This window comes from Ruegeria sp. AI3, assembly GCF_056541245.1.
This window is the reverse complement of the sequence record NZ_JBQFYA010000014.1, coordinates 59596-76752: the sequence shown is the minus strand read 5'-3', so window position 1 is coordinate 76752 and position 17157 is coordinate 59596. Positions and strand designations below refer to the sequence as shown.

The 17157-nt window shown below is 55.5% G+C and carries 14 protein-coding genes; 4 read left to right on the top strand and 10 right to left on the bottom strand.

Annotated elements, in window-relative coordinates:
* Nucleotides 1–251 precede the first annotated feature (251 nt).
* Genes ACRZ95_RS19185 through hmgA form a run of 5 tightly spaced genes read right to left on the bottom strand, consistent with a single transcriptional unit; the run spans nt 252 to nt 5740 of the window.
* Nucleotides 252–440: a DUF2783 domain-containing protein gene (locus ACRZ95_RS19185; RefSeq protein WP_170681158.1), complete on the bottom strand. Its 189-nt coding sequence runs from the start codon at nt 438–440 to the stop codon at nt 252–254.
* Nucleotides 441–444: 4 nt separating this feature from the next.
* Nucleotides 445–2058 carry an FAD-dependent oxidoreductase gene (locus ACRZ95_RS19180; protein ID WP_170681156.1) on the bottom strand — a complete coding sequence of 538 codons (1614 nt, stop codon included), beginning with the start codon at nt 2056–2058 and terminating at the stop codon, nt 445–447.
* A 41-nt stretch (nt 2059–2099) separates the two neighbouring features.
* Nucleotides 2100–3050 (bottom strand): MBL fold metallo-hydrolase, encoded by a 951-nt coding sequence (locus tag ACRZ95_RS19175; RefSeq protein ID WP_170681154.1) that lies wholly within the window; start codon nt 3048–3050, stop codon nt 2100–2102.
* Between the two features lie 37 nt (nt 3051–3087).
* The gene (gene fahA, locus ACRZ95_RS19170) at nt 3088–4347 is read right to left on the bottom strand and encodes a fumarylacetoacetase (RefSeq protein WP_170681152.1); all 1260 of its coding nucleotides are present in this window, start codon (nt 4345–4347) and stop codon (nt 3088–3090) included.
* Between the two features lie 37 nt (nt 4348–4384).
* Nucleotides 4385–5740: a homogentisate 1,2-dioxygenase gene (hmgA, locus tag ACRZ95_RS19165; protein WP_170681150.1), complete on the bottom strand. Its 1356-nt coding sequence runs from the start codon at nt 5738–5740 to the stop codon at nt 4385–4387.
* 136 nt (nt 5741–5876) lie between these two features.
* Between hmgA and ACRZ95_RS19160 the strand changes: the two genes are divergently transcribed.
* Nucleotides 5877–6314 (top strand): MarR family winged helix-turn-helix transcriptional regulator, encoded by a 438-nt coding sequence (locus ACRZ95_RS19160; protein ID WP_170380928.1) that lies wholly within the window; start codon nt 5877–5879, stop codon nt 6312–6314.
* Nucleotides 6315–6932, top strand: coding sequence for a maleylacetoacetate isomerase (gene maiA, locus ACRZ95_RS19155; protein WP_170549712.1), 618 nt, complete (start codon nt 6315–6317; stop codon nt 6930–6932).
* On the opposite strand, the gene ACRZ95_RS19150 is transcribed toward maiA, so the two are convergent.
* The 5 genes from ACRZ95_RS19150 to ACRZ95_RS19130 form a co-directional block, all read right to left on the bottom strand.
* Nucleotides 6929–7384, bottom strand: coding sequence for a MarR family transcriptional regulator (locus ACRZ95_RS19150; protein WP_170681149.1), 456 nt, complete (start codon nt 7382–7384; stop codon nt 6929–6931). The two genes, maiA and ACRZ95_RS19150, sit on opposite strands and share 4 nt — an antisense overlap.
* A 467-nt stretch (nt 7385–7851) precedes the next feature.
* Nucleotides 7852–8382, bottom strand: coding sequence for a TetR/AcrR family transcriptional regulator (locus ACRZ95_RS19145; protein ID WP_170549719.1), 531 nt, complete (start codon nt 8380–8382; stop codon nt 7852–7854).
* Entirely contained in the window at nt 8379–9374 is a 996-nt protein-coding gene (locus tag ACRZ95_RS19140; protein ID WP_170681147.1) for an FAD-dependent oxidoreductase, read from the bottom strand. The genes ACRZ95_RS19145 and ACRZ95_RS19140 overlap by 4 nt, the downstream gene beginning before the upstream one ends.
* Complete coding sequence (locus tag ACRZ95_RS19135; RefSeq protein WP_170681145.1) at nt 9371–10042, bottom strand: cupin domain-containing protein; 672 nt, start codon at nt 10040–10042, stop codon at nt 9371–9373. Before ACRZ95_RS19135 ends, ACRZ95_RS19140 begins: the two co-directional genes overlap by 4 nt.
* A 694-nt stretch (nt 10043–10736) precedes the next feature.
* Entirely contained in the window at nt 10737–12146 is a 1410-nt protein-coding gene (locus ACRZ95_RS19130) for a CocE/NonD family hydrolase (protein WP_170681143.1), read from the bottom strand.
* A 650-nt stretch (nt 12147–12796) separates the two neighbouring features.
* Here ACRZ95_RS19130 and ACRZ95_RS19125 point away from each other — a divergent pair.
* Complete coding sequence (locus ACRZ95_RS19125) at nt 12797–13924, top strand: efflux RND transporter periplasmic adaptor subunit (protein WP_480555407.1); 1128 nt, start codon at nt 12797–12799, stop codon at nt 13922–13924.
* A gap of 1 nt (nt 13925) precedes the next feature.
* Entirely contained in the window at nt 13926–17069 is a 3144-nt protein-coding gene (locus ACRZ95_RS19120) for an efflux RND transporter permease subunit (protein ID WP_170681139.1), read from the top strand.
* Nucleotides 17070–17157 lie beyond the last annotated feature (88 nt).

The following is a 17157-nucleotide window of genomic DNA, read 5'->3' as shown; positions in this document are numbered from 1 at the left end:
TTTTCTTGTTTTCCATTAGTTTTGCTGCATCGAATGCAGACCATCCAGGATCTGATCAGCCTGCTCGATCGATGTACGTTTAGGGGCGGGGGAAGGATGATGTCGTTGGCGTCGATCCGTACCCAACGCCATCATCCTATAGCTATTGATAGATGCGGCGCATTTCGGGCGCGAGTTCCGGGTCTTTCGGGGCGAAATGGTTTCGCTGGTCCCAGTACAGCCGAAAAGTCGACGGGCCGGCAACCAAGAGGTCAGTTTTCCTTCGCGGCCTTCAGTGCCTGGTTAAGTGTTTCTCGATCTCCGATGTGATTGGAGAGGATGAGAATGAGGCGCGCGTTCAGGGCTTCGCTTTCCTCATCCGACAGCCCTTCATGCACTGCGATGAGGTCTGCATAAAAATCATCCGGTGAATACAGGTTTGGTTCGGTAGTCAGGGGCATCAGCTTATTCCTTTCCGCAGGCTTTAAGGACTGCTGAACGCAGTGCGGCCTCGTCGTAGTTCCGCCAGCGCGCCGCGACATGCTGATCGGGGCGGACGAGGTAGACCGCCTGGTTTTCAGACCCAAGGTAACGTTCCGCTAGTGTGTCCGAAGCCGTAAGGGACACGCTTCTGACCGTGATACCGTCGATATCGAGGCTGTTCGGAACTTCGGTGTTGAGTGCCAAAATCACGAAGTCGTTTCCAAGCTGATCGAGAAGGAAGCCGTCGCCAACCGGGGCATCCTTGCATGGAGATCCTACTCTGGACGTGTCAGGACCTCCTGCGAGGTCATCTGCTCCGTTCAGGGACGAGTGATCATAGGTACAGGGCACTGACAGACGCCCCGAGTTCACCAGAGGCCGCGCAAATGTATGGCGTTCCGCCAGGCTAAGCACAGCGTCCCGGAAATTCTTGCTTACCTTCGATTTTGGCGTGATGAAATCAGTTGAGCGGGTCGAATTCAGTATGTTTTCGTCCGCTCCGAAAATCCGTTCGTCATCATAGGTGTCCAGAAGGCTTTCCGGTGCCTTGCCCGACATCACGAGGCCAAGTTTCCAGCCAAGGTTGTCGACGTCCTGAAAGCCGGAATTCGCGCCACGTGCCCCGAAGGGCGACACTTGATGCGCCGCGTCGCCAGCAAAAACAACGCGCCCGTGGCGGAATTTGTTCATACGCCGGCACTGGAAGGTGTAGATGGATGACCAGACCATTTCATATTCGACGTCATCGCCCAACATAGCATCCAGCCGCTTGCGGATGTTTTCCTCTTTCAACTCTTCCTTGCGATCGACATCCCAGCCGATCTGGAAGTCCACGCGCCACACGTCATCAGGCTGTTTGTGCAGCAAAGTCGAGGCGCCGGACTTGAAGTAGGGCTCGAACCAGAACCAGCGTTCTGTCGGGAATGTGTTGTTCTTCATCCGGATATCAGCGATCAGAAAGCTGTCCTGAAAAACCCGGCCTTCAAATCCCAGATCCAACATGTCGCGTGTTGGCGAACTTGCGCCATCGCAGGCGATCATCCAATCCGCCTCAAGCTGGTAAGGCCCGTCCGGAGTTGTGACGGACAGAACAACATGGTCGTCCTTGACGTCTACAGCTTCGACCCGGTTCTTGCCTCGGATTTCAATAGGCGCGCCGCGTTCCTGTTCCGCGCAAATCGCTTCGAAAATGAACTTTTCGAAATAAGGCTGCTGCAAGTTGATGAAGGCCGGGTTGCGATGGCCGGATTCAGGCAGAAGGTTGAACTCAAAGACCTTTCGGTCGTCCTGAAACACCTTCCCAACATTCCAGACGACCCCTTTGTCGAGCATTGGCGCGCCACAGCCATAACGGTCGGCGATTTCCAGTGTTCGCTTGGCAAAGCAGATGGCACGGCTGCCCATGCCGATCCCTTCGTGATCGTCCAGAACCAACGCCGGAATGCCCTGTCGACCAAGGTCCAGCGCGGCGGCCATTCCGATAGGACCGCCTCCGACGATGACAACCGGGTGGCGCACCGCAACGGGCGCGTCTTGATCTTTTGATTTCTCATAAGGGTAAAGCTTGAAGGCGAGGGAATATCGGTCCTGAAGCATCGAAATACCTAGCTTGTTGAGTTCGGAGGAGATGAGTGGGTTCAGCCTTGCAGCTGTTCCCACATTTCCAGATCACGTTTGTCAGTCCAGATGCGAGGGTGGGCGATCCCCCGAGCTTCGTCATAGGCACGGCTGACGTTGAATGGCAGGCAGTGCTCGTAGATCGCGTAGTCCTTGAACTTAGGATCGCAGGCGTCGCGAACGGCATCCCAGGCGTCTTTCAAACTGCCGCCTTTCATCGCCACTTTCTTGGCGGGTTCGTAGGTTGAGTTAACGAAGTCGCGAGTGCTTTCGATGGCCCGTTCGACCGCTTCTTTGCCGATCAGCGCGCCGCCGCGCCCCGGAGCAATGGCGTCGACGTCATAAGCTTTGATATTATCCAGCGTCCGGCCCCAATCGGCAAAGTGACCATCTCCGCAATAGCAGGCCGAGTGGTCCTCGACGATGTCGCCGGTGAACATGACGTTCTGATCAGCTACATGGATCACAGCATCGCCTGCCGTATGGGCGCGGCCGATCTGTTTGATATCTACGCGACGGTTGCCCAGATAGACCGTCATGCTGTCGCTGAATGTGGTGGTGGGCCAGGTCAGGCCAGGGATGCTTTCATGACCTTCGAACAGGCGCGGGAAACGCTGGAACTCGCTGTCCCAGTCCTCTTGCCCGCGTTCCACGACCATCGAGCGTGCCACATCCGACATGATCACCTGCGGCGCGTTGAAGGCCGAGGCGCCCAGAACGCGTACCGCGTGATAGTGCGTGAGCACAACATGGCTGATCGGCTTTTCGGTGACTTCACGCACCTTCTCGATCACTTTGTTCGCAAGACGCGGGGTGGCCTGTGCCTCGACAATCATGACGCTGTCGTCACCGATGATGACGCCCGAATTCGGGTCACCTTCGGCAGTAAAGGCCCACAGGCCCTCGCCGATCTCATCGAAGGTGATTTTCTTTTCTGTCATATCGCCTTGCGATGCGAATGCTTTAGCCATGTGAGTCCTCCGGTGCCCGAGCGGGCGATGTTACGTGTCAGTTGCGTTTGTAAGGATCGTCGAGCGCCGCAAGGACTTGCCCCGCGCAATCTCCGAATCCGATCTGATAGCCGTCGCCTATAGCCGCGCCCGTCAGGGTTAAAGTGTCTCCGTCTTCAACAAAGCTGCGGGTCTCACCGGTGTCGAGCGTAAATGGCTCCTTGGCACCCCAGCTGAGTTCCAAAAGGGACCCGCGATTGTGTTTTTCGGGGCCGGAAATTGTGCCCGAGCCCAGAAGATCGCCGGTATTCATCGGGCACCCGGACGTGGTGTGATGGGCCAGTTGCTGAGCCGCCGAATAATACATTTCGTTGTAATTGGTGCGGGCAATAGTTGTAGCCGCTTTGCCCTTGGGAGCCAACGTGACCGACAGGTCGATGTCGTACAGCATCGGGCCACAATCCTTCAGGTGGTCCAGCAATTCGAACTCTCGCGCTGGGGTGTTGCAGCGGAATGGCTCAAGCGCAGCTTTTGTTACGATCCAGGGACTGATCGAGGTTGCCGTGGCCTTGGCCTGAAATGGCCCCAGCGGCTGGTATTCCCAAGCCTGAATGTCGCGCGCAGACCAGTCGTTCAGCAATACGTAGCCAAAAATGTGGTTATCCGCCTCTTGCACGGAGATCGGACCATCCGAAGGGGTTCCAACGACGGCGCCCATCTCAAGCTCGACGTCGAACCGTTGAGACGGGGCAAACCGGGGCAGGGTGTCGTTTGGACCTTTCAGTTGCCCCCAGGGGCGTCGAATGTCCGTGCCCGAAACGACCACTGATGAGGCACGACCGTTGTAACCGATTGGGATGTGCAGCCAGTTCGGGGGCAGCGCTTTCTCCGGCCCGCGGAACATGGTGCCAACATTAAAAGCATGGTGCCGACCCGCGTAGAAATCGGTGTATTCGCTTACGGCCAAAGGCATATGCATCTCGGCATCGTCTTGCGCGACGAGCAGCGGTTCGATTTTATCTCGTTCTTCGGCGCCTTCGGCCAACAGGCTTGTCAGCCGGTCCCGCAATGCCGCCCACACAGCCGGGCCCTCTTCCATCAATGGATTCCAGAAAGGCAGATCGAACAGGGGTTCTTCGCTCAGCGAAATCAGGCCTTCGGCCTCGGCGGCGGAGACGTCCAGGATCATATCGCCGATGGCCACGCCACAACGGGGTTCGCCGCCTTCGGTCGAAAAAACTCCATAGGGCAGGTTGTTCAAGGGAAAGGGATGGGCTTCATCATTGGCCGATATCACCCAGGAGTTCATCAAAGGCATTTTGTATCCAGACTTTGTCACGAGTGGATTTGTTGCTTCACTTTTTGCCGGGCGTGCCGTCGAATTTCTTTTCGATGTCTGCCCAGCAGTCGATATAGTCGTCCTGCAAGGGGGCCTCGGTCGCGGCAAACGCCGTGAGGTGCTGCGGGAAGCGGGTTTCGAACATGAAGGACATGGTGTGATCCAGCTTGTCCGGCCCCAGATTGGCGTTTGAGGCTTTTTCGAACGCTTCGCGGTCCGGGCCGTGCGGGATCATCATGTTGTGAAGGCTCATGCCGCCGGGAACAAAGCCCTGAGGTTTGGCGTCATACTGGCCGTAGATATTGCCCATCAGCTCGGACATGATGTTCTTGTGGTACCACGGCGGGCGGAAGGTGTCTTCGGCCACCATCCAACGCTCGCGGAACAGGACGAAGTCGATATTGGCTGTGCCGGGCTGGCCCGAAGGGGCCGTCAGGACGGTGAAGATTGACGGATCCGGGTGGTCGAACAAGATTGCGCCGACCGGGCAATAGGTGCGCAGGTCGTATTTGTAAGGCGCATAGTTGCCGTGCCAGGCTACCACGTCCAGCGGGCTATGACCGATATGAGTGACGTGGAACTGCCCGCACCATTTGATCGTCACGGTTGAAGGCACCTCTCGGTCCTCGAACGCCGCGACGGGCGCTTTGAAATCGCGCGGATTGGCCATGCAATTGGCACCGATCGGTCCGCGCCCGGGCAGTTCGAATTTCTGCCCGTAATTCTCGCAGACAAATCCGCGTGCCGGACCTTCCAGCACTTCAACACGGTAGAGCAACCCGCGTGGCAGGATTGCGATTTCCTGCGGCTCCAGATCAATGATCCCCAGCTCAGTCACAAACCGCAGGCGGCCGTCTTGCGGCACCACCAGAAGCTCGGAATCGGCCGAGAAGAAATAGTCGTCCACCATCGAGTCGGTGACAAGATAGACATGGCTGGCCATACCGACCTGTGTGTTCACATCCCCCGCCGTCGTCATGGTGCGCATACCGGTCAGCCAGGTCAAAGAGGTATCAGAATGCGGAACCGGGTCCCAGCGATACTGGCCCAGGCTGATCACATCCGGGTCGATACAGGGCGCGGATTTCCAGTAGGGCAGGTCGATTTTCTCATAGCGATGCGAATGCTTGACCGAAGGGCGAATGCGGTAGCACCACGTCCGCTCGGGCGGATTGGCGGTGAAGGCCGTGCCGCTGAGCTGTTCGCCATAGAGGCCATAGTTACAGCGCTGCGGGCTGTTCATGCCCTGCGGTAGCGCGCCATGCAAAGCCTCGGTCTCAAAATCATTGGCCCAACCGGGCATGTAACCCTTTGAAATGGCGTTCCCATCTTCTGCAACGGTCAATCCGCTATGTTTAACGAGTGCATTCATCTGGATCTCCTTATCACTCGATTCGAGAAGATTTTGGGTTCACAGTAAATATTTGTTGCATTTGCAACGTTGTCAATATTTTTGTTGCAGATGCAATGAAAATCTGAATTTAATAACGCCGAAAGGAAATCCCTGCATGAGCACCAAAAACTTGCCTGAGTTCGATTTGGAAGGGTTCTTGCCATACCGGCTTACGGTGCTGGCCGCGCGACTGAGCGCAGAAATGGCGCAGCAGTACAAACATGAGTTTGGCGTTTCGAACCCGGAATGGCGCGTTCTTGTGAATGTCGGATATGCCGAAAACCCGTCGGTTCGGGACATCGAAAAGCGGGTCAGTCTAGAGAAGTCAAAGGTCAGCCGGGCGGCCGCACGGCTCGAATCCCGCGGACTGATCACTAAGGTTGAGGATCCTGCCGACAGACGACTTGTCAAACTCGACCTTACGGAAAAAGGCGCGGATCTTCTCAGCCAATTGGTTCCTATTGCACTGTCGTTTCAATCCAGCCTGGAAACCAAACTTGGTGAGTCTGAGGAAGCGCTGAATGCCGCCCTCGATCTGCTTTCGGAAGAATAAATGATTAAACTTTATGACTATTGGCGCTCTTCAGCCAGCTACCGCGTGCGGATCGCGTTGGGCCTTGCCGGGGAAAGCTGGGAAACCGTCATCGTGAACCTGCTGGAAGCTGAGCAGCAGTCCGACGCGCATCTGATGAGAAACCCTCAGGGTCTGGTGCCGGTGTTGGAGATAGACGGGAATAGGTTCACCCAGTCGCTAGCGCAGATCGAGTATATTGACGAAACAAGAGGTCTTGGCCTTTTGCCCTCGGACCCCGTGGGCCGCGCCGAAGTGCGTGCGTTGTCTTATGCTGTGGCAATGGATATCCATCCGGTTTGCAACCTTCGAGTGGTGAAATGGGCTGTAGAACACTCAGGGAACCAGATTTCGAACGAAGGCTGGATGCAGCATTTTATCGGCGAAGGTCTGGCGGCTTACGAGGAGATGGCGCAGGGCGGTCCGTTTTCCTACGGTGACCGTGTAACGCTTGCCGACGTTTGCCTGATGCCTCAGCTTTACAACGCGCAAAGATGGGGTGTTGAATTGGCTGACCTGCCCAAGATTTCTCGGATCAAGGACAGCTTGGATCAGATCCCGGCCTTTCAGAACGCCCATCCGGACAACAGCCCTCATTAACTGTTTTCGTTCTCGCGACTCTGCCCATAGTCAGCCACAGCCTTTTCAAGGGCGCGAAGTCCATCCTTAAGCTTGTCTATGTCCTCATCGCTCATGCGTTCCAAAATCGAGTCAGCACAGTTCTGCACGGCTGGAAAAACTTCGTTGAATAGGGACTTTCCAGCCTCGGTACAGGAGTATTGGCGCAGCCTCCGGTCACTGTCCGCGACGGCGCGGCCAATTAGGCCCTTTTTCTCTAAACTGGTCGCAGCACGGCTTACCTGAACTTTGTCCAACGTGGTGCGCTGCGCCAGTTGGAGCGAGTTCGACTGACCCGCGCTGGCCAATAGAAACAACAGACGCCATTCCTCTCGCGAGAGGCCGTAGGTTCGACCATAGACCTGAACAAGCTGGCGAGAAAACGCCTCGGCGGTCGATGCAAGCTGATAAGGAAAGTATGTTTCAAGATTCACAAGAGCTCCTCACCAGCGGTCAATGCACACCATTGGATATGCAGGGAACTTATCTGAATTAAAGCAAATTCGCACGATCAGTGTTTTGCATTCTAACCAGAGGACTCTAGCTTTCCGACTAAAGAGCGCATTATCGACCAAAAACTTACCTCACTACTGAGGTAAGGGAACAATTTAGACCGCTTTGTTGAGCACATTTGCTTGCGCACGGGCCTTAGCGTAGCGCAAGCTTTGACTTCCGTGGCATTCTCTTAGTCTCAGAGTCCGCTAACTACTCTGAACACTAGGTTTTCTTTGTTGAACTGCCAATGGGCGTTTAGTGCAGTTTGCTATTCAGGGCAGCGCGCAGTCGAATCGCATTCTTGGTGAGACTACGGCTCCAACAAAATCAACTATTTAGAACATTGAATTTTTGAGACTCCAGAATCCGAGATTGATATCCAAACAAATAATAAGCAGACATTCATTTAACACGCAGTGAACGACTGCATTGAGCCCGAAGCGGACGTTGCTTTCTCGAAGATGTCAGGGTCACCCTGCACAGTCGCAAGTAGCGCTGCACCTTCCAGCGTTGCGAGCATAGTTAGTGCGTCAGAAAGCGGATCGGCGCTGTCCGGAAATGCGCTGACAAGCCGATCGACCAATGCTGCAAAGAACATTTTTGCCGCCTCCACGACCGGTTCAGGCAGGCCTCCGCTTTCAGCTGCGAGCAGTCCACAAAGGCACATCTTTCCGTCCTGGCGCAAGCTTTCCGCGAAAAGCTCGCGTAGGCGCGCGACACGCGTATGAGACGGGCATTCATCCAAAGCGTCTAGGAAACGGGACGTGTAATTTCTGGCCAGTCGAGCGACCAGATCGGTCTTGGTCGGGAAGTAATGATGTACGCCTGCGCTAGTCAGCCCTGCGTCGCGCGCAATGTCTCGGAACGAAAAGCCGTTGTAGCCGCCAGTGCGGACCCGCGCCTCGGCGGCGGCAAGGATTTTCTCTTCTGATGTCATACCATCACCCTCGACAATTCATGCCGCGCTGCATCCATGGCTTCAAGAGCGCCTTCGAGGAAACCCCCGTGCGACGGTGCGGTTTCAGTTCCTGCAAAAATCACCCTCTGAGTAGGAGTGAGTGTACTATACATAGGATGGGCGTTAAGCGGCTTTAGGTCGGCCGAGGTGGCGGTAGCCATGTCGGCGCTCCAATCTTTGACGACTACACCGCGCGGCTCGGCTGCTTTGGGGCCAAACAGGCGAACCAGTTGCGCCACCGCTTGCGCTTCGAACCCGGATTGTCGGGCCGTGCCGGGCATTGCAAAGCCGAACAGAGCACCCTCGGTGCCGTCCATGGGTGACGCGTCATGGATTTCAGCCAGGGGACCTTGATGAGAGATTGCGTCACCATTCAGGCCCGCGTCGCGCCAGAATGGGGTGTCGTAAAGAGCAACGAGTTTGGCGTGCCCGGCCATCCATGTTGGAACATCCGGAACGACCACACCCATCTGTGCAGCGAGGCGCGGGGGCAACGCCAAAACAACGAAGTCGGCACGCAATGAAAACCCGTTTCCACTCAATGTCACGAATTCGTCTTCTTCGATCACATGCCGAACTGAGTGGCCAAGACACAGCGTATCATCAAGCTTTTGGGCGAGGGCGTCGGTTATCTGAGCGAGTCCGCCCGAAACGCGAAGCGCGTCACCCATGGGGGCGAAATCGAAGTCACGACGCACATTGCCCTGAGCATCCTCGAACGCCAATCGTCCATCGCTGTATTGTGGAAATGTTCGCAGCCCAAGCTTGTTTACGAGGGCCAGCATGCGGTGGTTGTGCGGCCAAATCCAAGCAGGGCCGAGATCATAGCCGCTCTGTGAGAGAATGCGACCGCCTACGCGGTCGCGCGCCTCCAGCAAAAGCGCGTCGCGTCCTTCAAGCTTCAGCGCATGCGCCAAAGCGAGGCCGGACAACCCTGCGCCGACGATGACAATCTCAGCGTTCGGCTTCATGTCGCGCTCTCTGCGACGTGACTAAGGTGGCCGGTCTTGATCCAGACTCGCGCCCCGTTAGCGCCAGCGGTCGCCTCGAAACTCGCCCCGACGGGTAGGCGTAACCAATCCCAGCGGGACAGGGTATCGCCGTCCTCGTTCAGGCTCCCATCAATCACAAAGACCTCAAGCCCGCCTGAGGCATGTAGAGAGCGCACTGTACCTGCATCCCAGTGTTCCATCGCTACAGTTTCATGTATATCTGTGTGAAGGGGCAACCTGGAAACACCATCTGCTGCTTCAATCCAGCTTGCCTTACCGCTGTCGATCTGGACCTGATTGCGGTCGCTAGCGTCGAATTGGTGGAGCTTTACCAGAATTGTCGCGCCGTCCTGTGCGGCAGGTGTATGAGACGAGGTCGGTGGGTTCCGCACGTAGGAACCAGTTGGAAAATCACCGTCCTCGTCCTGAAATGTACCGTCGAGTACCAGGTATTCTTCGCCACCGTCATGCGTGTGGGCAGAGAAGGCGCTGCCAGGCGCGAAACGTACGATGGTGGTGGCACGAGCTACTTCCTCTCCAATTCGGTCAAGCATCTTCCGCTCAACTCCAGGCATCGGGGATGCGACCCAATCGTTCTCACTAAAACGTACAAGAACACGTTCATTAAAGTCGGCATTCACGCGCATGGTTTGGTCTCCTTCTATCGTCACTGTACTTGTGCAAATTGGCTATACTTACCTACTGATAGGTAGGTTGTTTCTCAATATCGCTATCGCAACAGTGATCACGCGTTCGTGATCCACTGGTTGAACCGCAGCGGCTGCCGGTCCCATCCTTCGAGTTAAGCAAGCAGCCGTGAAAGTCAGCAATGCAACCCAAACCTGACGAATGCAAATGCAGCGACCTTATGGATCAGGAAAACCGGTGGCGGTTCGTTCGACCAATCGAGATAAGTCTTGTTAAACGTCGGTAGTGGGCCCAGATCTACCACGTTAAGTTAAAGGCATACTGGACATGCATTAGGCAGGGCGCAGCCCCTGAGCAGACTTTCAAAGCCGGACTTTGCTGTTTCAGATTTGCTGACAAACCTGCCAATTGACCAATATCTGCTTTTCGCACTCGCTCTGAGTTCGAACAACCGTTCTTTGTCTGGCAAAGGCCGGACTATAGACAAATTAGCAAAACCGAACGGTTTAATCCTCTCGAAAGCTGCTTCCATCTCGGCCGAGGCGGCGTTTGTGAGCCCAGCAATTCCTAGTAAGTCGAAGTCACAGTGCTAGTGGCAACCGATACCATAAGAGTTCGACTGGACCCACGTGCATTCAGATCCAACAAAACGAAAGTGCTCAACCCGAGAATGAATTGAACAGAGAATTGTAACTAAATACGCCATTGCCGCGTTGCGAAGGGCTGATTGTTCCATGTCGCATTCAACTCAGCATCCGCCGTGGTGCGGTCGCCTGTGGTTCTGGCAGTCAATGCGACCGAAACCTCGGCAGTTCCGTCAGGCCGTTCGAAAACCATCCTGTGAAGTACGTTTGTCTGTTTCTCAACGCCATCTGAAGCATCCAGACTGTGCGTCATGCTTGTTTCATAGCTGAAAGCGGTTTCTGTTTGGGCGAAGGTTGTTTTCAAAAGCGGCTGATGCCATCCCATCTCAATCCTGTCTCCGGTGGTCTGTGTCCAGCGAGACAAAGGGTCAGGCGCATAGGTGGAATGCCGCTTCTGCACGGGCATGTCTTGTGCGGGGGGCAGTGGTTTAGACAAGTCTTCGAGCTCATGGAGTAAAACAGGCAAACGCAGCGTTGCGTGGTTTATTTGCATATCCAAGACCGGTGATTTCGCGTGAAAGAGAGGCCAGAAAGATGAGGACAAAGCCAGTCGTAGGGTGTGTCCCTTGCGCACGCGATAGGCAGTCGAATGAAGTAGGATCTTCCCATAGAATTCGCCTGTTTTCGCCGCTGACGGGGTACGATCCAAATTTTCGTCAAGCGAAAGGTTTCGAACACCATAGCTTACACGCGCAGCGACCCCATCCGGGGCCACATCGCTAAGTCTTGCGATGATCTGCCCCGGTTTGCCTCCGGACTTGCCGCGCACAGTCAGTGTAACCGAACCATAGATAATGAGGTCTTGAGCCAAAGGAGCCGTTTCGAACACCAATGAACGGGCATCGTCTGCGGTTTGATCAAGTGGCAGCCCGCCGGGGCGGCCAAAATACCCCGTGTCCCCGGCGGTTTTCCCGACGGTCGGGTCTGCGGGAACCCTCCATGGTGCAGGGCCGTCGCTGGATTTAAGCGTGGACAAGTCCCAGTCCTGCGTCTCGCTTTCCTGCGAGGCTGGCCCGCTTTGCACCCATACCCCGGATCTTTGGGCCAAACTGTCGCCCGGTGTATCGAATTCGCGCATCCAGACCCTCAAGCGCGGCCATTCCGGCGTGTCGGGCTGATCCGATTTCAACCAATGATCCCACCACTCCAGCGCCAGCTTTTGAAATCCGATGGCAGGCCCCGGGCTCCCGCGGTCGGGATAATGATGCCCCCACGGACCAACGACCCCCCAGACCAGGTCGGGGCGGGCATCAACCAAAGACATGACAGAATTGGAGTAGCGATCACTCCACCCTCCGACTGACAGGATCGGAACCGAAAGGGCATCTGCCGTGTGGACTACCGAGCCGTGACGCCAATAGTCACCACGCCCCTCCTCGCGCAGCCAGTTTTCCAAGGGAAATGTCAGGGTGTCGATCCGCTCTTTCCAAATCACTTTCCAATCTCGCCCGCGCGTCATTGTCGCCGCCAAAGGATACCACTAATCCTCCAACGAAGCCGCTATACGCGCTAGCTTACGTATCGGGCATTGCACAAAAAGGCATGCTGACCGGATGCTCATGTTGTACTTCGCCCGTATCTCAGTCCTGCACGCCTTCTCTGGCGGCACAAGTTTCGGCAGTCAGCTGTTGCGGGACCAACGCATTGGGTTGGGCGGTCGTGACCGAATGAGCCTCGAAAGCATAGACTGTGCCTCACTGAGCGCAGAATTCAAACGTTCGCATTGTTGCGCAGCTTGGGAATTGCGAGTCTCAGTATCGAATGTGCTGTTTGGGCGGCCTGCGTTTATCCAGTTCCAACAGGCGATAGCAGCGAACGGCAGCTGCGTGGCCTTGGAGGATAGATCAGCGATAGAGGCTGCATTTGCAGCGAGTTTCCGGAAAACGGGCAGCAACCGCAGCATCGAGGCTCGGGTGTGTGCGTCCGCTTTGGGCCAAACTTCTAGCTCGCTCACAGCTACAAAATTGGTCGCAGTTCGCTGAATGTGGTCCGGAAATGGAGCAGAATGATCGCTAGCATCAAATCAACTGGATCCTTTGTGCTAGAACACTCTATAGTGTTTGATGGCAGATTTCACCTTCAGTCATCGTCAATCGCGGGGGCATGAGCATGATCAGCAGGATTTTTCCTATCGCCACTGTTTTTTTGATCGCCATCTCCGGCGCTCTTGTGGCGCAGCAGGGCCCTCCACCCGTGACGGTGGCAAAACCGGTTGTGAAATCCATAGTTGAAGATGATGAATTTGTCGGTCGCTTCGGCGCCGCGGCTGACGTGGACGTTCGAGCGCGGGTTTCCGGTTTTCTGGACCAGGTGCATTTCAAGGACGGAACTCTCGTTGAACAGGGCGATTTGCTCTTTACGATCGACCAGCGTCAGTTTCGCACCGCATTAAGACAAGCCCGGGCACAGATCAGCATTGCTGAAGCAACAAGTGCCTTTACGACCGATCAGCTTGAACGTGCCGAGGCTTTGATCCGAAACGGCAACATCGCGGAAAGCGTGGTGGATCAACGTCGCGAAGCTTTTCTCGCGGCGCAAGGCGCACTGGAACAAGCACGAGCTGCCCTGGAATTGGCCGAGCTTGATCTGGAGTACTCGGAAATCCGAGCGCCAATGTCAGGACGTATCGACCAGGCCCGGGTTGATCCTGGGAACCTAGTCATCGCCCAAGACACACTGTTGACATCGATCGTTTCGACCGACCCGATTTATTTCTATTTCGACATAGATGAACGCTATTTTCTGGCATACGCGCGAGACGCGCGTGCCCGAGGATCCGTTTTGCAAGAAGGCGCCGACAATCTTCAAGTTCAGGTAACTGTGGCTGACCGAAGTATACCACCTCAGGGCGGAATACTGGATTTCTCGGAAAACCGCATTGACGATGAAACCGGCACGATGCGTGTACGTGCAGTTCTGCGCAACCCGGATGAGCTTTTGACACCCGGACTGTTCGGACGCGTCAATGTTCCGGGGTCGCTTCCCTATGAGGGCATTCTGATCCCGGATGAGGCGATTGCTTCCGATCAGAACCGAAGACTTGTCATGACAGTGGATGCTGAGGGCAATGTCACACCGAAGGAAATCCGACCGGGCCCCAGAATAGATGGCTACAGGGTCGTGCGTGAAGGTTTGGATGGGTCGGAGACGCTGGTGATCGAAGGTCTTGTTCGCGCCCGCCCGGGCACCGTCGTTGCTGCGGAAATAATCGAACTGCCACTGGTCGCAGAAAACTGATATGGGTCGTTTTTTTGTCACTCGCCCCATCTTTGCGATCGTTGTCGCGGTTGTGACAACGATCGTTGGGTTGCTGGCGTATTTCGAACTGCCCGTTGAGCAGTACCCGGAAATCGCCCCGCCATCGATTGTGGTTAGGGCGAGTTACCCCGGAGCAGACGCTGAAACGATTGCCGCTACGGTCGCGACCCCGTTGGAGCAAGAAATCAACGGTGTTGAGGGCATGCTCTACATGTCTTCCTATTCGACGGCTGACGGGTCTATGTCGCTGACGATAACGTTTGAACTGGGCACCAATCTCGACGCTGCTCAGGTTCTTGTCCAAAACCGCGTTTCTATCGCTGAACCGCGCCTTCCGCAGGAGGTCAGGGCGCTCGGCGTCACGACGAACAAGTCGTCACCCGATCTCATGATGGTCATACATATGCTCTCACCCGATGAGACTTTTGACCAACTTTATGTATCCAACTACGCCCGTTCGCGTGTCAGAGATCGCCTTGTGCGTCTTGATGGTGTTGGCGATCTGATTATTTTCGGTGAACGGGAGTTTTCGGCGCGCGTGTGGTTGGACCCGGACCGGCTTGGCTCGCTAGGATTGACGTCCGGAGATGTCGTCGCGGCGCTGCGCGAACAAAACGTTCAGGTTTCGGGCGGTTCCTTGGGATCACCGCCCAATGCGACCGACAGTGCCTTTCAAGTGACGCTCACAACGCAAGGTCGATTGGAAGATCCACGCCAATTCGGTCGGGTTATCGTCAAGTCGACTGACGACGGGCGCGTCGTACGAGTTAGGGATGTGGCGCGGGTTGAAATCGGAGCACGCTCCTACGTGACAAACTCGTACCTTAACAACAAACCGGCTGTGGCCCTTGGCATTTTCCAACGACCAGGTTCGAACGCATTGGCGTCGGCGGATGAGATTTTGGCGGTTGTAGAAGAGCTGTCACAGGATTTCCCATCCGGGCTTGAGTATCAGGTGGTCTACAACCCCACAGAATTCATCGAAGCCTCGGTGAACGCGGTCTATCGAACTTTGTTCGAAGCCGTATTGCTGGTTGTTATTGTGATCGTTGTTTTCCTTCAGAGCTGGCGAACGGCCATCATACCGTTGATCGCCATTCCCGTGTCACTTATCGGGACATTTGCCGTGATGCTGGCGCTTGGATACTCTCTGAATTTGCTAACGCTGTTCGGGCTTATTCTGGCGATCGGGATCGTCGTGGATGATGCCATCGTTGTGGTCGAAAACGTTGAGCGAAACATCAAAAACGGCATGTCTCCGAAGGATGCGTCCGCCCGCACCATGGACGAAGTCCAAAACGCGATCATCGGGACGACACTGGTTCTGATAGCTGTCTTTGTGCCAGCCGCTTTGGTTCCCGGAATTACCGGCCAATTCTACAGGCAATTTGCTGTGACGATTTCCGTCGCAACAGTTATTTCAACCATCAATTCACTTAGCCTGTCGCCGGCGATGGCTGCGGTGATCTTGAAGCCAAACTCCAGTGCACCAACACGAAATCCGCTGGCCTTTGTCACAGACCCACTTAGCAACGGGTTCAACAGGGGGTTTGACGCAATGGCGTCCGCTTATGGTCGGACCGTGCGCGCATTGTCTGGTTCAACCGGGATGCGCAGCATCGTCCTTTTGGTTTTTGCCGGATTGATGGGCGGAACATATTGGATCACGACAAAAGTACCGACCGGTTTCATCCCTGAAATGGACCAGGGGTACGCCATCGTTGTGGTGCAACTGCCAGATGGTGCAGCACTGGACCGGACCGACGATATCATCAAGCAAGCGACTGAGATAGCATTGGAAACACCCGGGGTCACAAATGCTGTGGCATTTGCGGGTTTCTCGGGGGCGACGTTTACCAATGCAAGCAATCAAGGTGTTATTTTTACCACCTTCGAGAGCTTCGAAAGCCGTCAGGAAAACGGGCTGACTGCAGGTGCTATTGTGGGCCAGCTTTTTGGCCGGATGCAGGCCCTGCGCGAAGCCTTTATCATCGCCATTGCACCTCCGGCGGTCCGCGGGGTCGGCACTGGTGGCGGTTTCAAGCTTCAGCTTCAGGAACTTGAAAGTGCAGACATGTCACGCGTGTTGCAATCTGCCTATGCTGTCATGGGCAGTGCAAGCCAGTCGGACAAGGTTCAGGGCGTGTTCACAACCTTTTCGTCCGGCTCACCGCAGCTGTACCTTGAGATCAATCGCGTTCGGGCACAAATGCTCAACGTCCCGATCGGCGAAATATTCGAAGCACTCTCAATCAACCTCGGGTCGGCCTATGTGAACGACTTTAATGCTTTCGGGCGTCTTTTTCAGGTACGCGCGCAGGCGGATGAGCCTTTCCGTCTGAACCAGAGTGATATTCGAAGTCTGCGAGTCCGTTCCGCAACAGGAGCTTTGGTTCCATTGGGCACCTTGGTTACAGTCCGCGAAACCGCGGGGCCCGCCTTGGTTCAGCGCTATAATCAACAGGTGTCTGTGCCGGTTCAGGGCTCGCCAGCACCCGGTGTGTCAACGGGTCAGGCATTGCTGGAGATGGAAGCACTCGCAGAAGCAGTCATGCCGCCAGGGTTGGATTTTGAATGGACCGAGCTTGCTTTGCAGGAACGAAATCAGGGCAACACGGCAGCATACATCTTTGCATTTTCAGTGCTGTTTGCCTTTCTGTTTCTTGCGGCGCTCTACGAAAGCTGGACACTTCCGATGGTCATTATTTTGATCGTTCCTCTCGCCGTCTTAGGCGCGATGCTGGGGGTGATGTTTCGAGGTATGGACAACAATATTCTGACGCAGGTTGGATTGATTGTTCTTGTGGGGCTTGCCGCAAAGAATGCCATTCTGATCGTGGAGTTCGCCAAACAAGCGCAGGAAGAACGTGGGTTGTCAGCGATTGATGCCGCTGTCGAAGCCAGCCAATTGCGCTTGCGGCCAATACTGATGACCGCATTCGCGTTTATACTCGGCGTTGTGCCCTTGATGATTGCAGTCGGCCCCGGTTCAGAGATGCGACAGGCTCTTGGTACGGCAGTATTCTTTGGCATGTCGGGCGTAACTCTGCTTGGGCTGTTTTTCACACCTGTTTTCTATGTGGCCATGCGCAAGGTTTTCCCGATGCGACAAGCCACAACGTAAGCCAATGGTGCAGTGATAGATGCCTTCGCGAGGCTCGCTGCGCAGGAAGCAGCATGCAAAACGTCGGTAGGTCTATTGCGGCGGCCCT